We start from the raw sequence: 16,292 nt of genomic DNA, 5'->3' as shown, positions 1-16,292 counted from the left end.
GCCCCTTATACCCACAACTTCTTGATATCCCGCCCACCGCAGGTCAGGTTGACCATTGCGCGGGTGACCATGACGGCCGTGAACATCGAGGTGAAAATCCCGAGGGACATGGTAACCGCGAAGCCCTTGACCGGACCGGTACCCATGGCGAACAGGATGCCGCCCACCAGCAGGGTGGTCAGGTTGGCATCGACGATCGCGGTGTAGGCACGGTTGAAGCCTTCGTGGATGGCGCGCTGCACCGACATGCCATTGGCCAGTTCTTCACGTATGCGCGAGAAGATCAGTACGTTGGCGTCGACCGCCATACCCATGGTCAGCACGATACCGGCAATGCCCGGCAGGGTCAGCGTAGCCCCCAGCAGCGACATCAGCGCCAGCAGCAGCACCATGTTGCCCGCCAGGGCGATGGTGGCGATCAGGCCGAAGGCACGGTAGATGGCCATGATGAACAGCGACACGAACAGCATGCCCCACAGCGATGCATCGATACCCTTGGTGATGTTGTCGGCACCCAGGCTTGGGCCAATGGTACGTTCTTCGGCGAAGTACATCGGCGCCGCCAGACCACCGGCACGCAGCAGCAGGGCCAGTTCGGACGACTCACCCTGGCCGTTCAGGCCGGTGATGCGGAACTGGCTGCCCAGCGGCGACTGGATGGTCGCCAGGCTGATGATGCGCTTCTCTTCCACGAACGACTGCACCGGCACGTCTTTCTCGACACCGTCGACCATCTGCTTGACGTAGCGGGTAACCGGACGCTGTTCGATGAAGATCACCGCCATGCTGCGCCCGACGTTGCTGCGCGTGGCGCGGCTCATCAGCTCGCCGCCGTGGCCATCCAGGCGGATGTTCACCTGCGGGCGACCCTGCTCGTCGAAGCTGGCCTGGGCGTCGGTGACCTGGTCACCGGTGATGATCAGGCCACGCTCGACCGCTGCCGGTGGGCGACCGCCCTCACGGAACTCGAAGGTCTCGGTAGTAGCCTTGGACGCACCCGGCTCGGCACCCAGACGGAACTCCAGGTTCGCGGTCTTGCCCAGGATACGCTTGGCTTCGGCGGTGTCCTGCACGCCTGGCAGCTCGACCACGATGCGGTTGGCACCCTGGCGCTGAACCAGTGGCTCGGCCACACCCAGTTCGTTGACGCGGTTACGTACCGTGGTCAGGTTCTGCTTGATCGAGTATTCACGGATTTCCGCGACCTTGGCCGGGGTAATCGCCAGACGCAGCACCGACAGGCCGTTACGCTCGGTGGTGGTCAGCTCGAAATCGTTGAAATTCTTGCGGATCAGGCTGCGAGCCTGTTCGCGGGACTGGTCATCGGAGAAGCCCAGTTGAATGCCGCCATCTTGCTGCGGCAGGCTGCGGTAGCGCACACGCTCCTTGCGCAGCAGGCTTTTGACTTCGCCTTCGTACACCTTCAGACGTGCCGCCATGGCCTTGTCCATGTCCACTTCAAGCAGGAAGTGCACACCACCGGACAGGTCCAGGCCCAGCTTCATCGGGCTTGCACCCAGGTTGCGCAGCCATTGCGGAGTGGTCGGGGCCAGGTTCAGTGCAACGACGTAGTCGTCACCCAGTGCCTTGCGCACAACGTCTTTGGCAGGCAGTTGGTCGTCCTGTTTGGCCAGACGCACCAGTGCGCCCTTGCCCTTCTCGCCCAGGCTTGCACCCTTGACCGCGATACCGGCGTCGGCCAGTGCCTTGGTGGCACGGTCCAGGTCGGCCTGGCTGACCTGCAGCGCCGTGCTGGCACCGCTGACCTGAATAGCCGCATCGTCAGGGTAGAGGTTGGGAGCGGAATAAATAAAACCGATCGCCAGTACCGCCAGGATCAGTGCGTATTTCCATAGAGGATATTTGTTCAGCATCACGCCGCCCGTTCAAGACGCGGGGCGCCTTGCGCGCCCCGTCGATTGTAGAAAATCTGAAACTTAGATCGCTTTGAGCGTGCCCTTGGGCAGGGTCGCGGCAATAGCACCCTTCTGGAACTTCAGTTCCACGGTGTCGGACACTTCCAGCACCACGAAGTCATCGGCCACTTTGACGATCTTGCCGGCAATACCGCCGTTGGTGACAACTTCGTCACCTTTCTGCAGGTTGCTCAGCAGGTTCTTCTGCTCTTTGGCGCGCTTGGCCTGTGGACGCCAGATCATCAGGTAGAAGATGACCAGGAAGCCGACCAGGAAAATCCACTCGAAGCCGGTACCGGCTGGGCCGGCGGCAGCTGCCGGGGCTGCTGCGTCCGCGTAAGCGGCAGGAATCAGAAAGCTCATTTAGCACTCCAAGTTGCAAGTTGTTGTACGTGTGTCAGGTTCGACAGAACATCAATCCAAGGGCGGCACAGGCAGCCCGCGCTTGGCGTAAAAGGCATCGACAAAGGCGGCCAATGTACCCTGTTGAATAGCCTCGCGCAAACCAGCCATCAGGCGCTGGTAATGACGCAAGTTGTGGATGGTATTCAACATGCTGCCCAACATTTCGCCGCATTTATCCAGGTGATGCAGATAAGCGCGGGAGAAGTTCTGGCAGGTGTAGCAGTCACAGGTCGGATCCAGTGGCGAATCATCATGGCGATGGAACGCGTTACGGATTTTAAGCACGCCGGTATCGACAAACAGATGACCGTTGCGCGCATTGCGCGTGGGCATCACGCAATCGAACATGTCGACGCCGCGGCGCACACCCTCAACGAGATCTTCCGGCTTGCCTACCCCCATAAGGTAACGAGGTTTGTCAGCCGGCATCATGCCCGGCAGGTAGTCCAGCACCTTGATCATCTCGTGCTTGGGCTCGCCCACCGACAGCCCGCCAATGGCCAGGCCGTCGAAGCCGATCTTGTCCAGGCCCTCCAGCGAACGCTCGCGCAGGTTGCGGTGCATGCCGCCCTGCACGATGCCGAACAGCGCTGCAGTGCTGTCGCCGTGGGCGTTCTTGGAGCGCTGGGCCCAGCGCAGCGACAGCTCCATGGAGATGCGCGCCACATCTTCATCGGCCGGGTACGGGGTGCACTCGTCGAAAATCATCACCACGTCCGAGCCCAGGTCGCGCTGCACCTGCATCGACTCTTCCGGGCCCATGAACACCTTGGAGCCGTCCACCGGGGAGGCGAAGGTCACGCCCTCCTCCTTGATCTTGCGCATCGCGCCCAGGCTGAACACCTGGAAGCCGCCGGAGTCGGTGAGGATCGGGCCCTGCCACTTCATGAAGTCGTGCAGGTCGCCGTGGGCCTTGATCACCTCGGTGCCCGGGCGCAGCCACAGGTGGAAGGTGTTGCCCAGGATCATCTGCGCGCCGATGGCCTCGATGTCGCGCGGCAGCATGCCCTTGACCGTGCCATAGGTGCCCACCGGCATGAAGGCCGGGGTTTCGACCACGCCCCGGGGGAATGTCAGGCGGCCGCGACGGGCCTTGCCGTCGGTGGCCAGCAACTCGAAGGACATACGACAGGTGCGACTCATGCTTGATCCTCGGGCCCGCGTGGCGCCGGATTGCGGGTGATGAACATGGCATCACCGTAACTGAAGAAGCGGTAGCCGTTTTCCACCGCTGCGGCGTAGGCAGCCATGGTCTCGGGGTAACCGGCGAAGGCCGAAACCAGCATCAGCAGCGTGGATTCGGGCAAATGGAAGTTGGTCACCAGGGCGTCGACCACGTGGAACGGGCGGCCCGGGAAAATAAAGATGTCGGTATCGCCGCTGAACGGCTTGAGCGTACCGTCGCGCGCCGCGCTTTCCAGCGAGCGCACGCTGGTGGTGCCGACCGCGATCACCCGCCCGCCGCGCGCCCGGCATTCGGCCACGGCGTCCACCACGTCCTGGCCCACTTCGAGCCACTCTTTATGCATGTGGTGATCTTCGATGCGCTCCACGCGCACCGGCTGGAAGGTGCCGGCGCCCACGTGCAGGGTGACGAAGGCGGTGCTCACGCCCTTTTCGGCGATCTTGCCCATCAGCTCTTCATCGAAGTGCAGGCCGGCGGTGGGCGCGGCCACGGCGCCGGAGCGCTGCGCATAGACCGTCTGATAGCGCTCGCGGTCGGCGCCTTCGTCGGGGCGGTCTATATAAGGAGGCAACGGCATGTGGCCGACGCGGTCGAGCAGTGGCAGCACCTCTTCGGTGAAGCGCAGCTCGAACAGCGCGTCGTGGCGCGCGACCATCTCGGCTTCGCCACCGCCGTCGATCAGCAGCTGGGTGCCTGGCTTGGGCGACTTGCTCGAGCGCACGTGGGCGAGCACGCGATGGCTGTCGAGCACGCGCTCGATGAGGATCTCCAGCTTGCCGCCGGAGGCCTTCTGGCCGAACAGTCGGGCCGGGATCACCCGGGTGTTGTTGAACACCATCAGATCGCCCGGGCGCAGGTGCTCGAGCAGGTCGGTGAACTGGCGATGCGCGAGCGCGCCGGTAGGCCCGTCGAGGGTCAACAGCCGGCTGCTGCGCCGTTCAGCCAGTGGATGGCGGGCGATCAGGGAATCTGGAAGCTCAAAGGAGAAATCGGCGACGCGCATGATGGTGATCGGTTTGACAGGGCCGCAAAGTTTAGCGGAAAGCGGCAAAATTGACCATGAAAGCTGATTGACCAACGGTAGGCGCCTCACTATACTTCGCCGCCACAAGCCCTGATGGCGGAATTGGTAGACGCGGCGGATTCAAAATCCGTTTTCGAAAGGAGTGGGAGTTCGAGTCTCCCTCGGGGCACCAATACGAGCCTGTAGATCATTGATCTACAGGCTTTTTTCTTTCTACGCCGTAATTTTGGCATAACTGTGGCTGTCGCGAGTGCAAGCGCACAGCTCGGTTTCGGCATCAGACAAAGCAAGGGCCTGCAGCGATGCAGGCCCTTTTTTGGCCCAACGTACAAAGAGCCTTCGTCCTAGCCTCGTCATAGTAAGGATTATGAGCTGGTTTGACAGTACCCTCAGCTTCTTGTCCCCAGGGTGGGTGGGATCAATCATTGGTCTCTTAGGCCTGATTAGCGTTCCTATCGTTTATTTCCTCACCAGGCAACGAACGAGTCTCAGCTATGCGTATCTTGGAGAGCATTTGCTGGGAAGCGCCTCCGACGCACTCCCTAGCGGCATCTCGGTTCATTATCACGGGACCAACATTCCTCGACTGACCAAGTCGGTCATTGTCCTCTGGAACACTGGCGAAAACACAATCTCGGGTGACGACCTAGTTGGCCTCGACCCATTACGTTTCCATGTCGGATATGACGGAGCAATCCTATCCGTCATGATCCTGAAGTCGACCCGTGTAGTGAATGGATTGTGGGTTCAAACTCCCACCATGGAGGCCCCAAACGAGTCAGTAATGGGTTTTGGCTTTCTGGGCTCTGGGGACGGCGTAGTCGTGGAAATTCTCCACACAAGCGCTAAACGCCATGCTGAAATCCGCGGGACGTTGCGAGGGTTACCCAAGGGCTTGAAATCTGTGGGGCGGATAACTCGGTCACGCAGCCTTAAGCGCAATCGACCCACACGCTTTTTCCGGATGATTCTGAGCAGCATATCTACCTGGGTGCCACTCGTTGGCGGTGGCGCGATGATGTTGATCGGATTGTTGGCCAATCCGGAAACTGTTAGCACGGTACTAACTCCGAGCCTCGAGAAGACGAATACTCCCGTCATCATAATGGGGGGCGTATAACTGTGCATGGGGCTTTTCTCTCTCTACCTGTTTCGGCGCAAACACCCCAAAAAGCTTCACGTCGAGGCTCTGGATTGAAACCTAGATCGAGTTGAACGGTTAAAGGGGTGCAGCATCAATGTCGCTGTGAGAGAGGCCGCTTTTTTCGGGCTGTTGCTGTGTATACGTGTTGCACGGAACTGTAGTGGTCAACTAATCCCGGACACTGCGTTAAGTTTTTCTTCGGCCACAGCAGGCTCCAGCCCGCTATTAAATTGATGTGGCCGTTGCCAGTTGTAGCGCTGCATCAAAAACCGACCAATATCCTGCTGTGCCAGCGAAGCACTCATGTAGCCCACCTCTGGCACCCATTCTGTTTTCAGACTGCGAAACAACCGCTCCATCGGCGCGTTGTCGTGGCAGTTTCCCCGTCGACTCATGCTCTGTTTGAACCGATAACGCCACAGCCGCTGACGGAAGCTTCGGCTGCCATATTGGCTTCCTTGGTCGCTGTGAAACAGCACATTCTGTGGCCGACCACGCTGTTCATAGGCCATGTCCAAGGCCTTGATCACCAGGTCGGCATCGGGATTCGCGGAAAATGCCCAGCCCAACACGCGGCGGGCGAGTAGATCGATGATGGCAGCCAAATAGTGCCAGCGACCTTGAACCCAGACATAAGTGATGTCACCGCACCAAACTTCGTTTGGTGCCTATACGGTGAACGCTCGATCCAGCACTGATCTGATGGGCTATCTGGCCAAGATGCACGGCTTGCAAGAGTCAGATCATCTCCTCGGTGCAACTGGTGGCTACCTCCATGATGACGGGAGGTAAATGCACCCACCCTGCACCCACAGGAGACAGTGGTAGATATGGGTACCCCCAACGTTGAGGGCCACCCACTCACCTTGAAAACCCTAAAATGGTATATCGTCTTTAGTCAATTCTTCCAGAAGAGCATCTAATGCTGCGTCCACGCCCATAGCGCATCGTCTAGCGTTCTGTAGAAGGTTACCCATGAGAGTATACGCCCCGGGCATTAGTTGGGATAATTCCCCATCCTTGACATCATCCAAGATACTTCCATCTTCGCTTATAACCTGCACGTGGATATCCGGCCCCATATCGCCTTCTCGAGAAAATATGCGAACAGAAAACCGAGGAAACGAAACCTGATAAGTGCCTGTTATTTCAGTAGGTTGCCAATCCAACTCACCAGAGTCAGTTTTCTCGATGAGCTTCTTGATAATTGAGACAAATTTTTGATTACTCATTGCCCACTCCGCCAATCTTTGATTTCATGCTTACAAGCAAGCCATGGACAGCTTCAAGTTGCTTAGATACCAAACCATTAACTTTAGCAGTATCAAGCTGAGTCGTTTTGGCCAAGCAGCCGTCAATTAGACGCTCCAACGCTGAAAACTGTGTGATAGCACTTTGAATTACCTTATGTTCATCCTCTGTCAAAAGCGGATTAGCTGACCTGACGCCTATTAAGAATTTAGTAATTTGAGAGTATCGATCAGGCAGCAGTTCCAAAGACTGCAATCGATGCAAACGCTTGATCTCCTCCATGATTGCTACCGCAGCTGAAAAATCGGAAACTGTTTCAGTTCTTCGCATATCATTTCGTATATCCTGCACAACAGCTTTAGTTTGCAATGCAGCGTCTCTAGATGATACCGCAGCTCGAACGGTCCATATAAAACCGATGACCGAGACGATTAGACCTAGAATTCCGGCGTAGTCACCGACTCTATAAGTGGCCAGAAAATTATTTATCGCATCCACAGACAGACTCCATGAGATCAGCTTCTGCACTCAATGATGTCATTTTGAGACTGAACTGACTAGCGCCTGTCCTAGCGAAAAAGCTCATCCCAATGTGAGTAGATTTGTGAGTAGAAATACTCTCTAGGAGGATCAAGACCCACCAAATCATGGAGGTTAGAGGCTATTTTCGAATCTCCCTCTGCACCAAACGCACAAAAAAGCCGACTTTTTGAGTCGGCTTTTTTGTGCGTGCGATTTGGGGTTTTGCGTTCAGCGGGGGAGTTTTCTCGCGAACACCTCCGGTCTCTGCCGAGAATTAGTGCCCTATACGACAGTGAATCAGGGACTGCCCAGGTTCTTTTAAGCTGCCTATACGGCAGCTCAGAAACCGCGCGCCCTCACAACGTCATCGGCCTTCGCAAACGTACAGAAAAGCATTCGCCAGCAACGCTGGCTCCTACACACAACCCCGCCGCCCCGCAGAAGCCAGCCTTGCTGGCGAAGAGGGACACCTCACGAACCCCGCCCCCAGCGCCGCCAGAATCAACCCGATCGAAACCGCCTCGTGCGCATCCACCCGGTGCCCCAGCAGCACCATCGAACCTGCCACCCCGAATACCGGGATCAGCAACGACAACGGCGCCACCTTCGACACCGGGTACTCACGCAGCAGCAGGTTCCACCCCCAGTAACAGAAGTGCGTCGCCGCATACACCTGGAACATCAGCGAAAACACCGCCACCCACCCCACCTGCGCAACCACCCCGGTGAACGGCGCGTTGCCATGCATCAGCCAGGTGAGCAGCACCAGCGGCAGCGGTGCGAACAGGCTCGCCCACACCACAAAGGCAAACATCTCGCGCACCTTCGAGCGCTTGATGATGACGTTGCCCACACTCCAGCTGAACGCACTCACCAGCAACAAGCCATAACCCACCACCGAGCCATCGCCGGGCCTGCCACCGATGATGGACACCAGCCCCAGCACTGCCAGCCCCACCCCGACGCCCTGCCCCACGCCAAGGCGTTCGCGAAACAGCAACACGCCCCAGCCCAGGGTGAAAAACGCACTGAACTGCACCAGCAACGCCGCCGTGCCCGGCGGCACGCCCAGCTCGATACCCAGGTTGATCAACGCCCACATCGCCACGCCAAAGATCAACCCGTATGCCGCCACCCAGCCCAGGCCGACCGCCGGGCGCCGGATGAAGAACACCCACGGCAACGCCGCCAGGGTGAATCGCAACGCCGTCAACAGCAGCGGGTCAATTGCGGCCAGGCCGAGCTTGGTGATGGGAAAGTTGAACCCCCACACCGCCGTCACCAGCACGGCCAGGGCCAGATGTTTCTTTTGCATGGTGTACCTATCCCGAAAGTCAGGGCGCCACTATGCGCAATGAGCACACTGGCTCGCTTGCACTATCAGGTCATAGATCATTAAATTCGGGCCATGCGCGAAATCGACATCGACCCCTATGAACACACCCCCCGCGACGCCGTGGTCACAGCCAACGACTATGGCGACGGGCAGCACTTTGCCTTGCATACCCATCAGCGTGGGCAGTTCGCCTATGCGGCCTGCGGGGTGATCACGGTGTTCACCCGCCAGGGCAACTGGGTGGTGCCGCCGCAGCGGGCCATCTGGGTGCCCGCAGGCGTGCCCCACGAGATGAGCATGAACGGCCCGGTGACGATGCTGAACACCTATGTGCGCCAGCCTGCCGCCACCCGCCTCGGCCTGCCCGCACACTGCCAGGTGTTCGGTGTGTCGACGCTGCTGCGCCAACTGCTGCTGGGCGCCCGGGATGTGCCGGCGCTGTATGCCGAAGGCAGCCGCGAGGGCTACCTGATGAACCTGCTGCTGCACGAGATTGCCGACATGCCGGCGCTGTCGCTGAATGCACCGCTGCCCAGCGAACCCAGGCTCGCCCGGGCCTGCCAGCACTTGCTGGCACAGCCCTCGCTGGATACAGGGATCGATGACATGGCCCGCCAGGTGGGCATGAGCCGGCGCACCTTCACCCGGCTGTTTCGCCAGCACACCGGCATCAGCTTCGTGGCATGGCGACAGCAGGCATGCCTGATGTCGGCGGTGGTGCGCCTGGGCAATGGCGAGGCGATCACGCGGGTGGCGACGGACCTTGGCTACAGCAGCCCCAGTGCGTTCACCAGTGTGTTCCGGCGCGTGCTGGGCGCGGCGCCCAGCCAGTACTTCGCCAACGCGGTAAGTTGATGCACCACGATTCGCTGCAACCCAAGCAGTAGCGCGCCAGGCCTACACAGACAGCCAACTGTCTGCCCAGCAACTGTTGCCCCAGCAACAGCCAGCCAACAAAAACCTCCCGCACCAACACCATTGCCACCTCACTACCGCGCCAGGCCCAGCAAAAACGGGGCCTGCGACTGTGGTACGGCTCTTGCTCAAGCCTGGGTAACGCTCTGAGCGCAGGGCCACACCACAGGACGCACACATGACCGCAGCACTCAAGGTCGTCGCCGTTTCCGGCGGCGCCTATCGCCCCTCCCGCACCCTGGCACTGACCGAGGCGATCGTCGCCGAGCTGGGCAAGCACCTGCACATCGACGCCCAGCTCATCGAGCTGAGCGAGATCGCCCGCCCGGTAGGCGGCGCCCTGTCGCGCGCCGAACTGCCGGCCACGGTCGAACAGCAGCTGCAGGCCATCGAGCATGCCGACCTGCTGATCGTTGCCTCGCCGGTTTACCGCGGCTCCTACCCCGGCCTGCTCAAGCACCTGTTCGACCTGGTGGGCCAGGACAGCCTGATCGACACCCCGGTGCTGCTGGCCGCCACCGGTGGCAGCCCGCTGCATGCGCTGGTGATCGACCACCAGCTGCGCCCGCTGTTCAGCTTCTTCCAGGCGCTGACCCTACCCATCGGCGTGTATGGCAGCGAAGGCGACCTGCAGAACTACCAGGTCAGCAGCCCGGTGCTGCAAGCCCGTGTCAGCCTGGCCGCCGAGCGTGCCGCACCGTTCTTCGCCGCCCACGCCCACAGCCAGCGCAAGCTCGCCAGCGGGGCCGAACGATGAACGTGTTCTGGTTCCTGCCCACCCACGGCGACGGTCATTTCCTCGGCACCAGCGACGGCGCGCGCCCGGTCACCCTCAACTACCTCAAGCAGATCGCCCAGGCCGCCGATGGCCTGGGCTACCACGGCGTGCTGATCCCCACCGGCCGCTCGTGCGAGGACTCCTGGGTGGTCGCCTCGGCCCTGGCGCCGCTGACCGAACGCCTGCGCTACCTGGTAGCCATTCGCCCCGGCATCATCTCGCCCACCGTGTCGGCGCGCATGACCGCCACCCTGGACCGCCTGTCCGGCGGGCGCCTGCTGATCAACGTGGTCACCGGCGGCGACCCCGACGAGAACCGCGGCGACGGCATCCACCTCAGCCACAGCGAACGCTACGAGGTCACCGACGAGTTCCTGCGTATCTGGCGCCGCGTACTGCAAGGCGAGTCGGTGGATTTCGAGGGCAAGCACTTCAAGGTCGAGAACGCCAAGGCGCTCTACCCACCGGTACAAAAGCCCTACCCGCCGCTGTACTTCGGTGGCTCGTCCGACGCCGCCCATGACCTGGCCGCCGAACAGCTGGACGTGTACCTCACCTGGGGCGAACCGCCCGCCGCCGTCGCCGAGAAGATCGCCGATGTGCGCGCCCGCGCCGCCAGGCACGGGCGCACGGTGAAGTTCGGCATCCGCCTGCACGTGATCGTGCGCGAAACCGCCGAAGAGGCCTGGCAGGCCGCCGACCGCCTGATCGCGCACATCAGCGACGACACCATCGCCGCGGCGCAACAGTCCTTCGCGCGCTTCGACTCCGAAGGCCAACGGCGCATGGCTGCCCTGCACGGCGGTCGCCGCGACCAGCTGGAGATCGCCCCCAACCTGTGGGCCGGTGTGGGCCTGGTACGGGGCGGCGCCGGCACCGCGCTGGTGGGCGACCCGCAACAGGTGGCCGCGCGCATAAAGGAATACGCCGACCTGGGCATCGAAAGCTTCATCTTCTCCGGCTACCCCCATCTGGAGGAAGCCTACCGCTTCGCCGAGCTGGTGTTCCCGCTGCTGCCAGAACCCTACGCCAGCCTGGCCGGGCGCGGCGTCACCAACCTGACCGGGCCGTTCGGCGAAATGATCGCCAACGATGTGCTGCCCAAGGCGCAGACCGCATGAGTGCCAAGCAACCGGAACCCACCCTGCTCAGCCCGCTGCAGGCCGCGCGCGCCCTGGCCGCCGAGTTCGCACTGACCGCCGCCGAACGCGACGAGCGTGGCGGCACACCCAAGGCCGAGCGTGACGCCATTCGCCACAGCGGCCTCTTGGCCCTGAGCATTCCCACGCAGTTCGGCGGCATGGGCGCCAGCTGGGGCGAAACCCTGAACATCGTGCGCGAGTTCGCCCGGGTCGACAGCTCCATCGCCCACGTGTTCGGCTTCCAGCACCTGATGCTGGCCACCGTGCGCCTGTTCTCCAGCCCCGACCAGTGGCAGCCCTGGTTCGAGCAGACCGCCCGCAAGAACTGGTTCTGGGGCAATGCCCTGAACCCGCTCGACACCCGCACCGTGGTCAAGAAGTACGACGGCTGGCGCGAATTCTCGGGCAAGAAGAGCTTCTGCTCCGGCGCCAGCGACTCGGAAATGCTGATCGCCTCGGCGGTGGATGAAAGCGCCGGCGGCAAGTTGCTGATCGCCGCCATCCCCACGGCACGTACCGGCATCACCCTGCATGGCGACTGGAACAACATGGGCCAGCGCCAGACCGACAGCGGCAGCGCCACCTTCGAGCGCGTGCGCGTCGAGGAATCCGAACTGCTGCTCGACCCCGGCCCGCTGAGCACTCCGTTCGCCTGCCTGCGCCCGCTGATCGCGCAACTGCACTTTGCGCACATCTTCCTCGGCATCGCCGAAGGGGCGCTGGAAGAGGCACGCCAGTACACGCTCAAGGAAGGGCGACCGTGGTTCAAGTCCAATGCCCGGCACGTCAGCGAAGACCCGTACATCCTGCGCCACTACGGCGACTTCTGGGTGGGCCTGGAAGGCGTTCGGCTGCTGGCCGAACGCGCCTGCAACCAGCTCGACGAAGCCTGGCACAAGGGCCCCACGCTGAGCAGCGACGAGCGCGGGCAGCTGGCGCTGTCCATCGCCGCGGCCAAGGTGGCGGCCACCCGCACCGGCCTGGACCTGTGCAACCGCCTGTTCGAAGTGACCGGCGCGCGCGCCACGCATGCCTCGCTGCGCTTCGATCGCTACTGGCGCAACCTGCGCACCCAGACCCTGCACGACCCGGTGGACTACAAGGTCCACGAGCTGGGTGACTGGGCCCTGAACCGGACGGTACCCGCCCCGTCCTTCTACTCCTGAGGGCTGCCCATGCACCTGTTGACGCTCCCGCCATCGCCAACCCTGGCCACCTCGATCAGGGCCACCGCACAGGTGTTCGAAGACCCGAGGTCGCAGGCGCTGCTCGCCCACCTGCAGCAGGTCGCGCCGAGTGAGGCCAGCGTGCTGATCATTGGCGAAACCGGTACGGGCAAGGAGCTGGTGGCGCGACATATCCACAACCTCAGCCGGCGCCACCACGGGCCGTTCGTGGCGGTCAACTGCGGGGCGTTCTCCGAGTCGCTGGTCGAGGCCGAACTGTTCGGCCACGAAAAGGGCGCCTTCACCGGCGCCCTGGCGTCCAAGGCCGGCTGGTTCGAGGAAGCCGACGGCGGCACGCTGTTTCTCGACGAGATCGGCGACCTGCCGATGGCCATCCAGGTCAAGCTGCTGCGCGTGCTGCAGGAGCGCGAAGTGGTGCGCCTGGGGTCGCGCAAGAGCATCCCGATCAACGTGCGCGTGCTGGCCGCCACCAACGTGCAGCTGGAAAAGGCGATCAACGCCGGGCACTTTCGCGAAGACCTGTTCTACCGCCTCAACGTGGTCAGCCTGCAGCTGTACCCGCTGCGCGAGCGCCCCGGCGATATCCTGCCGCTGACCCGCCACTTCATGGCCAGCTACAGCGCCCGCCTGGGCTATGGCGATGTGCAGTTGAGCAGCGAGGCCGAGCACAAGCTGGCCAGCTACGACTGGCCGGGCAACATCCGCGAGCTGGAAAACGTCATCCACCACACCCTGCTGATCTGCCATGACGGCGTGATCCAGCAGGACGACCTGCGCCTGTCCAACCTGCGCATCGAGCGGCCCGAGGGCACACCCGCCCCGGACACATCCGCCAACGCCCTGTTGCAGCGCGCGTTTCAGAAGCTGTTCGAAGAAGAGCACGGCGCGCTGCATGAAAAGGTCGAGGAGGCGCTGCTGCGCAGTGCCTACCGCTTCTGCCACTACAACCAGGTGCACACCGCGCGCCTGCTGGGCCTGAGCCGCAACGTCACCCGTGCCCTGCTGATCCGCATCGGCGAACTGGTGGTGAACAAGCGCCAGCCGCCACCGGAGCCGAACGCCACACGCGTCATCAATCTGTCGATCTGATCCAGACTTGCCCAAGCAAGCAGCGACCTCACCCACCTTGCGTTGCACGCCGTCCCGGCCGGGGCGGTGGCCCATTCTTCCTGCAACGAGCACCCCACCATGAGCCTCGATATCTTCTGGTTTCTGCCCACCTCCGGCGACACCCGCTACCTCGGCCACTCCGCCAGCGGGCGCCCGGCCACCAACGCCTACATGCGCCAGATTGCCGTGGCCGCCGAGAACCTCGGCTATGACGGCATTCTCATCCCCACCGGCAGCAGCTGCCTCGACCCCTGGGTCACCGCCGCCAGCCTGGTGCCGGTGACCCACCGCCTCAAGCTGCTGGTGGCCCTGCGCACCTCGCTGGGCAACCCCACCGCGTCGGCGCGCCAGGCCGCCACCCTCGACCAGGCCAGCGGCGGACGCCTGCTGCTCAACGTGGTGCCCGGCGGCGATGCCACCGAGCTGGCCGCCGATGGCGTGTTTCTCGCGCACGACCAGCGCTACGACGCCGCCGACGAATTCCTCACCGTGTGGCGCCAGTTGCTCAGTGGCGAACGGGTCGACTTTCACGGCGAGCACCTGCGGGTGGAGGGCGCGCAGAACTTCTTCGCGCCGGTGCAGACGCCCTACCCGCCGCTGTACTTCGGTGGCTCGTCAGCCGCCGCGCACGAGCTGGCGGCCAGGCATGTGGACGCCTACCTGACCTGGGGCGAGCCACCCGCCGCGGTGGCCGAAAAGATCGCCGACGTGCGCGCCCGTGCCGCCCGCCACGAGCGCACGGTGCAGTTTGGCGTGCGCCTGCATGTGATCGTGCGTGAAACCAGTGAACAGGCCTGGGCGGCGGCCGAGGAACTGATCAGCCACCTGGACGAGGCCACCATCGCCGCCGCACAGGCCAACTACGCCAGCATGGATTCCGAAGGCCAGCGGCGCATGGCCGCGCTGCACGGCGGGCGCCGCGACCGGCTGGAAGTCTCGCCCAACCTGTGGGCCGGGGTCGGCCTGGTGCGTGGCGGCGCGGGCACCGCACTGGTCGGCGACCCGGCCACGGTGGCGGCACGGCTGCAGGAGTACGTCGCCCTGGGCGTGGACCGCTTCGTGCTGTCGGGCTACCCGCACCTGGAGGAAGCCTACCGCTTCGCCGAACTGGTGTTCCCGCTGCTGCCCGGCAAAAGCAAGGTGACGGTGGATGGCGCCTTCACCGGGGGCGCCTTCGACGTGCGTGCCGGCCAGGCCAGGCCCGCCGCCAGCCAGTAACGGGCAGGGCCCGGGCTACCCGGTGCAGGCCGGTCGGCTCAGGCCCGTGCGGCCACCCGCTCGACGCTGTCGGCCACTGTGCGGGCCTGCTGCAGCACCTGCGCACACACCTGTTCAGGGGCCTCCACGCGCACGCGCAGACGGCCAAGGATACGCCCCTGGATACGCTCGATATTGGCCTGCACCAGGTGGGTCGGGTAACCCAGTGCCGCGCTGATCGCGCTCAGCTCCGGCGCCTGGCCACGGGCCCCGGTGTAATGCAGGTCGAGCAGCCAGTCGCCGGCGCTGGCTGGGGCCAGGTCATGGGCGCCGCCAGGGTGCAGGGTGCGCAGCAGGGTGCGGGTCACCTCGTGGCACGGGCAGCCGAACACCCGCCACACCTCGCCCTGCTCCACCACCTCGCCCGCCTCCAGCACCACCACGCGGTCGCACAGCTCGCGGATCACTTCCATCTCGTGGGTAATCAGCACGATGGTCAGGTTCAGGCGCCGGTTGATATCGCGTAGCAGCGCCAGAATCGACTGGGTGCTTTGCGGGTCCAGCGCCGAGGTCGCCTCGTCGCACAGCAGCAGGTCGGGCTGCAGCACCAGCGCCCGGGCGATGCCGACGCGCTGCTTCTGGCCACCGGACAGCTGTGCAGGGAAGGCATCGCGCTTGTCCTCCAGGCCCACCAGTTGCAGCATCTCGCTCACCCGCCGCTCGCGCTCGGCGCGGCCAATGCCGGCCAGCTTGAGCGGCAGGCCGATGTTCTCGCCGACGGTTTTCACCGACATCAGGTTGAAGTGCTGGAAGATCATGCCGGTGCGCTGGCGCTGGCGGGCCAGTTGCGCGGTGTCGTAGCCGGCGATGTCCTCGCCGTCGATCAGCACCTGGCCGTTGCTGGGTTGCTCCAGGCGGTTGAGCGAACGCAGCAGCGACGACTTGCCCGCGCCGCTGCGCCCGATGATGCCGAACACCTCGCCCCGGCGTATCTCCAGGTTGATGTCGCGCAGCGCATGCACAGTGCGCTCGCGCCCCGGGTACTGCTTGCCGAGCCCCACCAGGCGGATATGCACGGCGCCTGCCAGCGGCTGTTGATTGAAACTGACCATGGATCAAGGCCTGCCCTGCGAAGGATGCGATTCGACCAAGGCCCGCGCTGTCGCCAGCGCGGGCCAC

At 63.1% G+C, this 16,292-nt stretch carries 14 protein-coding genes, 1 tRNA gene and 1 pseudogene; 7 read left to right on the top strand and 9 right to left on the bottom strand.

All coding sequences use genetic code 11. The features are described from left to right. Positions 1-5: 5 nt before the first annotated feature. From secD to queA, 4 genes are all read right to left on the bottom strand, one after another. A complete protein-coding gene (gene secD, locus B4I46_RS05995) occupies positions 6-1,874 on the bottom strand; it encodes a protein translocase subunit SecD (RefSeq protein WP_054916607.1) in 1,869 nt (622 codons plus the stop codon). A 63-nt stretch (positions 1,875-1,937) separates the two neighbouring features. After that, on the bottom strand, positions 1,938-2,279 hold the full coding sequence (gene yajC / locus B4I46_RS05990) for a preprotein translocase subunit YajC (RefSeq protein ID WP_043864455.1): 342 nt from the start codon (positions 2,277-2,279) through the stop codon (positions 1,938-1,940). Positions 2,280-2,330: 51 nt separating this feature from the next. After that, positions 2,331-3,446, bottom strand: a complete 1,116-nt coding sequence (gene tgt, locus B4I46_RS05985) for a tRNA guanosine(34) transglycosylase Tgt (protein WP_162484886.1) — start codon at positions 3,444-3,446, stop codon at positions 2,331-2,333. A gap of 14 nt (positions 3,447-3,460) precedes the next feature. Beyond that, on the bottom strand, positions 3,461-4,510 hold the full coding sequence (gene queA, locus B4I46_RS05980; protein ID WP_043864453.1) for a tRNA preQ1(34) S-adenosylmethionine ribosyltransferase-isomerase QueA: 1,050 nt from the start codon (positions 4,508-4,510) through the stop codon (positions 3,461-3,463). A 108-nt stretch (positions 4,511-4,618) separates the two neighbouring features. On the opposite strand from queA, the gene B4I46_RS05975 reads away from it, so the two are divergent. Further along, positions 4,619-4,703, top strand: a tRNA-Leu gene (locus tag B4I46_RS05975). 1,136 nt (positions 4,704-5,839) lie between these two features. Here B4I46_RS05975 and B4I46_RS05970 read toward each other — a convergent pair. The 4 genes and pseudogenes from B4I46_RS05970 to B4I46_RS05955 all read right to left on the bottom strand — a co-directional run. Continuing rightward, a pseudogene (locus B4I46_RS05970) lies at positions 5,840-6,340 on the bottom strand (IS3 family transposase); the annotation flags it as partial. A gap of 210 nt (positions 6,341-6,550) precedes the next feature. After that, positions 6,551-6,907: a hypothetical protein gene (locus B4I46_RS05965; RefSeq protein ID WP_148071542.1), complete on the bottom strand. Its 357-nt coding sequence runs from the start codon at positions 6,905-6,907 to the stop codon at positions 6,551-6,553. Then, positions 6,900-7,454 (bottom strand): hypothetical protein, encoded by a 555-nt coding sequence (locus B4I46_RS05960; protein WP_148071541.1) that lies wholly within the window; start codon positions 7,452-7,454, stop codon positions 6,900-6,902. The genes B4I46_RS05965 and B4I46_RS05960 overlap by 8 nt, the downstream gene beginning before the upstream one ends. Positions 7,455-7,863: 409 nt before the next feature. Continuing rightward, positions 7,864-8,763 (bottom strand): EamA family transporter, encoded by a 900-nt coding sequence (locus tag B4I46_RS05955; RefSeq protein WP_286899046.1) that lies wholly within the window; start codon positions 8,761-8,763, stop codon positions 7,864-7,866. A gap of 93 nt (positions 8,764-8,856) precedes the next feature. Here B4I46_RS05955 and B4I46_RS05950 point away from each other — a divergent pair, with 93 nt between their 5' ends. From B4I46_RS05950 to ssuD (B4I46_RS05925), 6 genes are all read left to right on the top strand, one after another. Beyond that, positions 8,857-9,639 (top strand): AraC family transcriptional regulator, encoded by a 783-nt coding sequence (locus B4I46_RS05950; protein ID WP_286899044.1) that lies wholly within the window; start codon positions 8,857-8,859, stop codon positions 9,637-9,639. A gap of 238 nt (positions 9,640-9,877) precedes the next feature. Next, positions 9,878-10,456, top strand: a complete 579-nt coding sequence (gene msuE, locus B4I46_RS05945) for an FMN reductase (RefSeq protein WP_043864443.1) — start codon at positions 9,878-9,880, stop codon at positions 10,454-10,456. Further along, positions 10,453-11,598 (top strand): FMNH2-dependent alkanesulfonate monooxygenase, encoded by a 1,146-nt coding sequence (ssuD, locus tag B4I46_RS05940; RefSeq protein WP_043864442.1) that lies wholly within the window; start codon positions 10,453-10,455, stop codon positions 11,596-11,598. Before msuE ends, ssuD (B4I46_RS05940) begins: the two co-directional genes overlap by 4 nt. Further along, a complete protein-coding gene (locus B4I46_RS05935) occupies positions 11,595-12,785 on the top strand; it encodes an acyl-CoA dehydrogenase family protein (RefSeq protein WP_058541402.1) in 1,191 nt (396 codons plus the stop codon). Before ssuD (B4I46_RS05940) ends, B4I46_RS05935 begins: the two co-directional genes overlap by 4 nt. Positions 12,786-12,794: 9 nt before the next feature. After that, complete coding sequence (locus tag B4I46_RS05930; RefSeq protein ID WP_043864440.1) at positions 12,795-13,895, top strand: sigma-54 interaction domain-containing protein; 1,101 nt, start codon at positions 12,795-12,797, stop codon at positions 13,893-13,895. Positions 13,896-13,994: 99 nt separating this feature from the next. After that, a complete protein-coding gene (gene ssuD, locus B4I46_RS05925; protein ID WP_286899039.1) occupies positions 13,995-15,134 on the top strand; it encodes an FMNH2-dependent alkanesulfonate monooxygenase in 1,140 nt (379 codons plus the stop codon). A 38-nt stretch (positions 15,135-15,172) separates the two neighbouring features. On the opposite strand, the gene B4I46_RS05920 is transcribed toward ssuD (B4I46_RS05925), so the two are convergent. After that, a complete protein-coding gene (locus B4I46_RS05920; protein WP_058541401.1) occupies positions 15,173-16,225 on the bottom strand; it encodes a methionine ABC transporter ATP-binding protein in 1,053 nt (350 codons plus the stop codon). Positions 16,226-16,292: the final 67 nt, after the last annotated feature.

Origin of the sequence: Pseudomonas sp. UBA7500 (assembly GCF_002478435.1) — a bacterium.
GTDB classification, from domain to species: domain Bacteria; phylum Pseudomonadota; class Gammaproteobacteria; order Pseudomonadales; family Pseudomonadaceae; genus Aquipseudomonas; species Aquipseudomonas palmensis.
The sequence above is the reverse complement of the archived record's forward strand: the minus strand, read 5'-3'. Positions and strand labels throughout refer to the sequence as shown.

Bases quoted from the DNA above. Each gene is read 5' to 3' on its own strand.
- secD (WP_054916607.1), bottom strand. From the start codon at position 1,874: ATGCTGAACAAATATCCTCTATGGAAATACGCACTGATCCTGGCGGTA.
- yajC (WP_043864455.1), bottom strand. From the start codon at position 2,279: ATGAGCTTTCTGATTCCTGCCGCTTACGCGGACGCAGCAGCCCCGGCA.
- tgt (WP_162484886.1), bottom strand. From the start codon at position 3,446: ATGTCCTTCGAGTTGCTGGCCACCGACGGCAAGGCCCGTCGCGGCCGC.
- queA (WP_043864453.1), bottom strand. From the start codon at position 4,510: ATGCGCGTCGCCGATTTCTCCTTTGAGCTTCCAGATTCCCTGATCGCC.
- B4I46_RS05965 (WP_148071542.1), bottom strand. From the start codon at position 6,907: ATGAGTAATCAAAAATTTGTCTCAATTATCAAGAAGCTCATCGAGAAA.
- B4I46_RS05955 (WP_286899046.1), bottom strand. From the start codon at position 8,763: ATGCAAAAGAAACATCTGGCCCTGGCCGTGCTGGTGACGGCGGTGTGG.
- B4I46_RS05950 (WP_286899044.1), top strand. From the start codon at position 8,857: ATGCGCGAAATCGACATCGACCCCTATGAACACACCCCCCGCGACGCC.
- msuE (WP_043864443.1), top strand. From the start codon at position 9,878: ATGACCGCAGCACTCAAGGTCGTCGCCGTTTCCGGCGGCGCCTATCGC.
- ssuD (WP_043864442.1), top strand. From the start codon at position 10,453: ATGAACGTGTTCTGGTTCCTGCCCACCCACGGCGACGGTCATTTCCTC.
- B4I46_RS05935 (WP_058541402.1), top strand. From the start codon at position 11,595: ATGAGTGCCAAGCAACCGGAACCCACCCTGCTCAGCCCGCTGCAGGCC.
- B4I46_RS05930 (WP_043864440.1), top strand. From the start codon at position 12,795: ATGCACCTGTTGACGCTCCCGCCATCGCCAACCCTGGCCACCTCGATC.
- ssuD (WP_286899039.1), top strand. From the start codon at position 13,995: ATGAGCCTCGATATCTTCTGGTTTCTGCCCACCTCCGGCGACACCCGC.
- B4I46_RS05920 (WP_058541401.1), bottom strand. From the start codon at position 16,225: ATGGTCAGTTTCAATCAACAGCCGCTGGCAGGCGCCGTGCATATCCGC.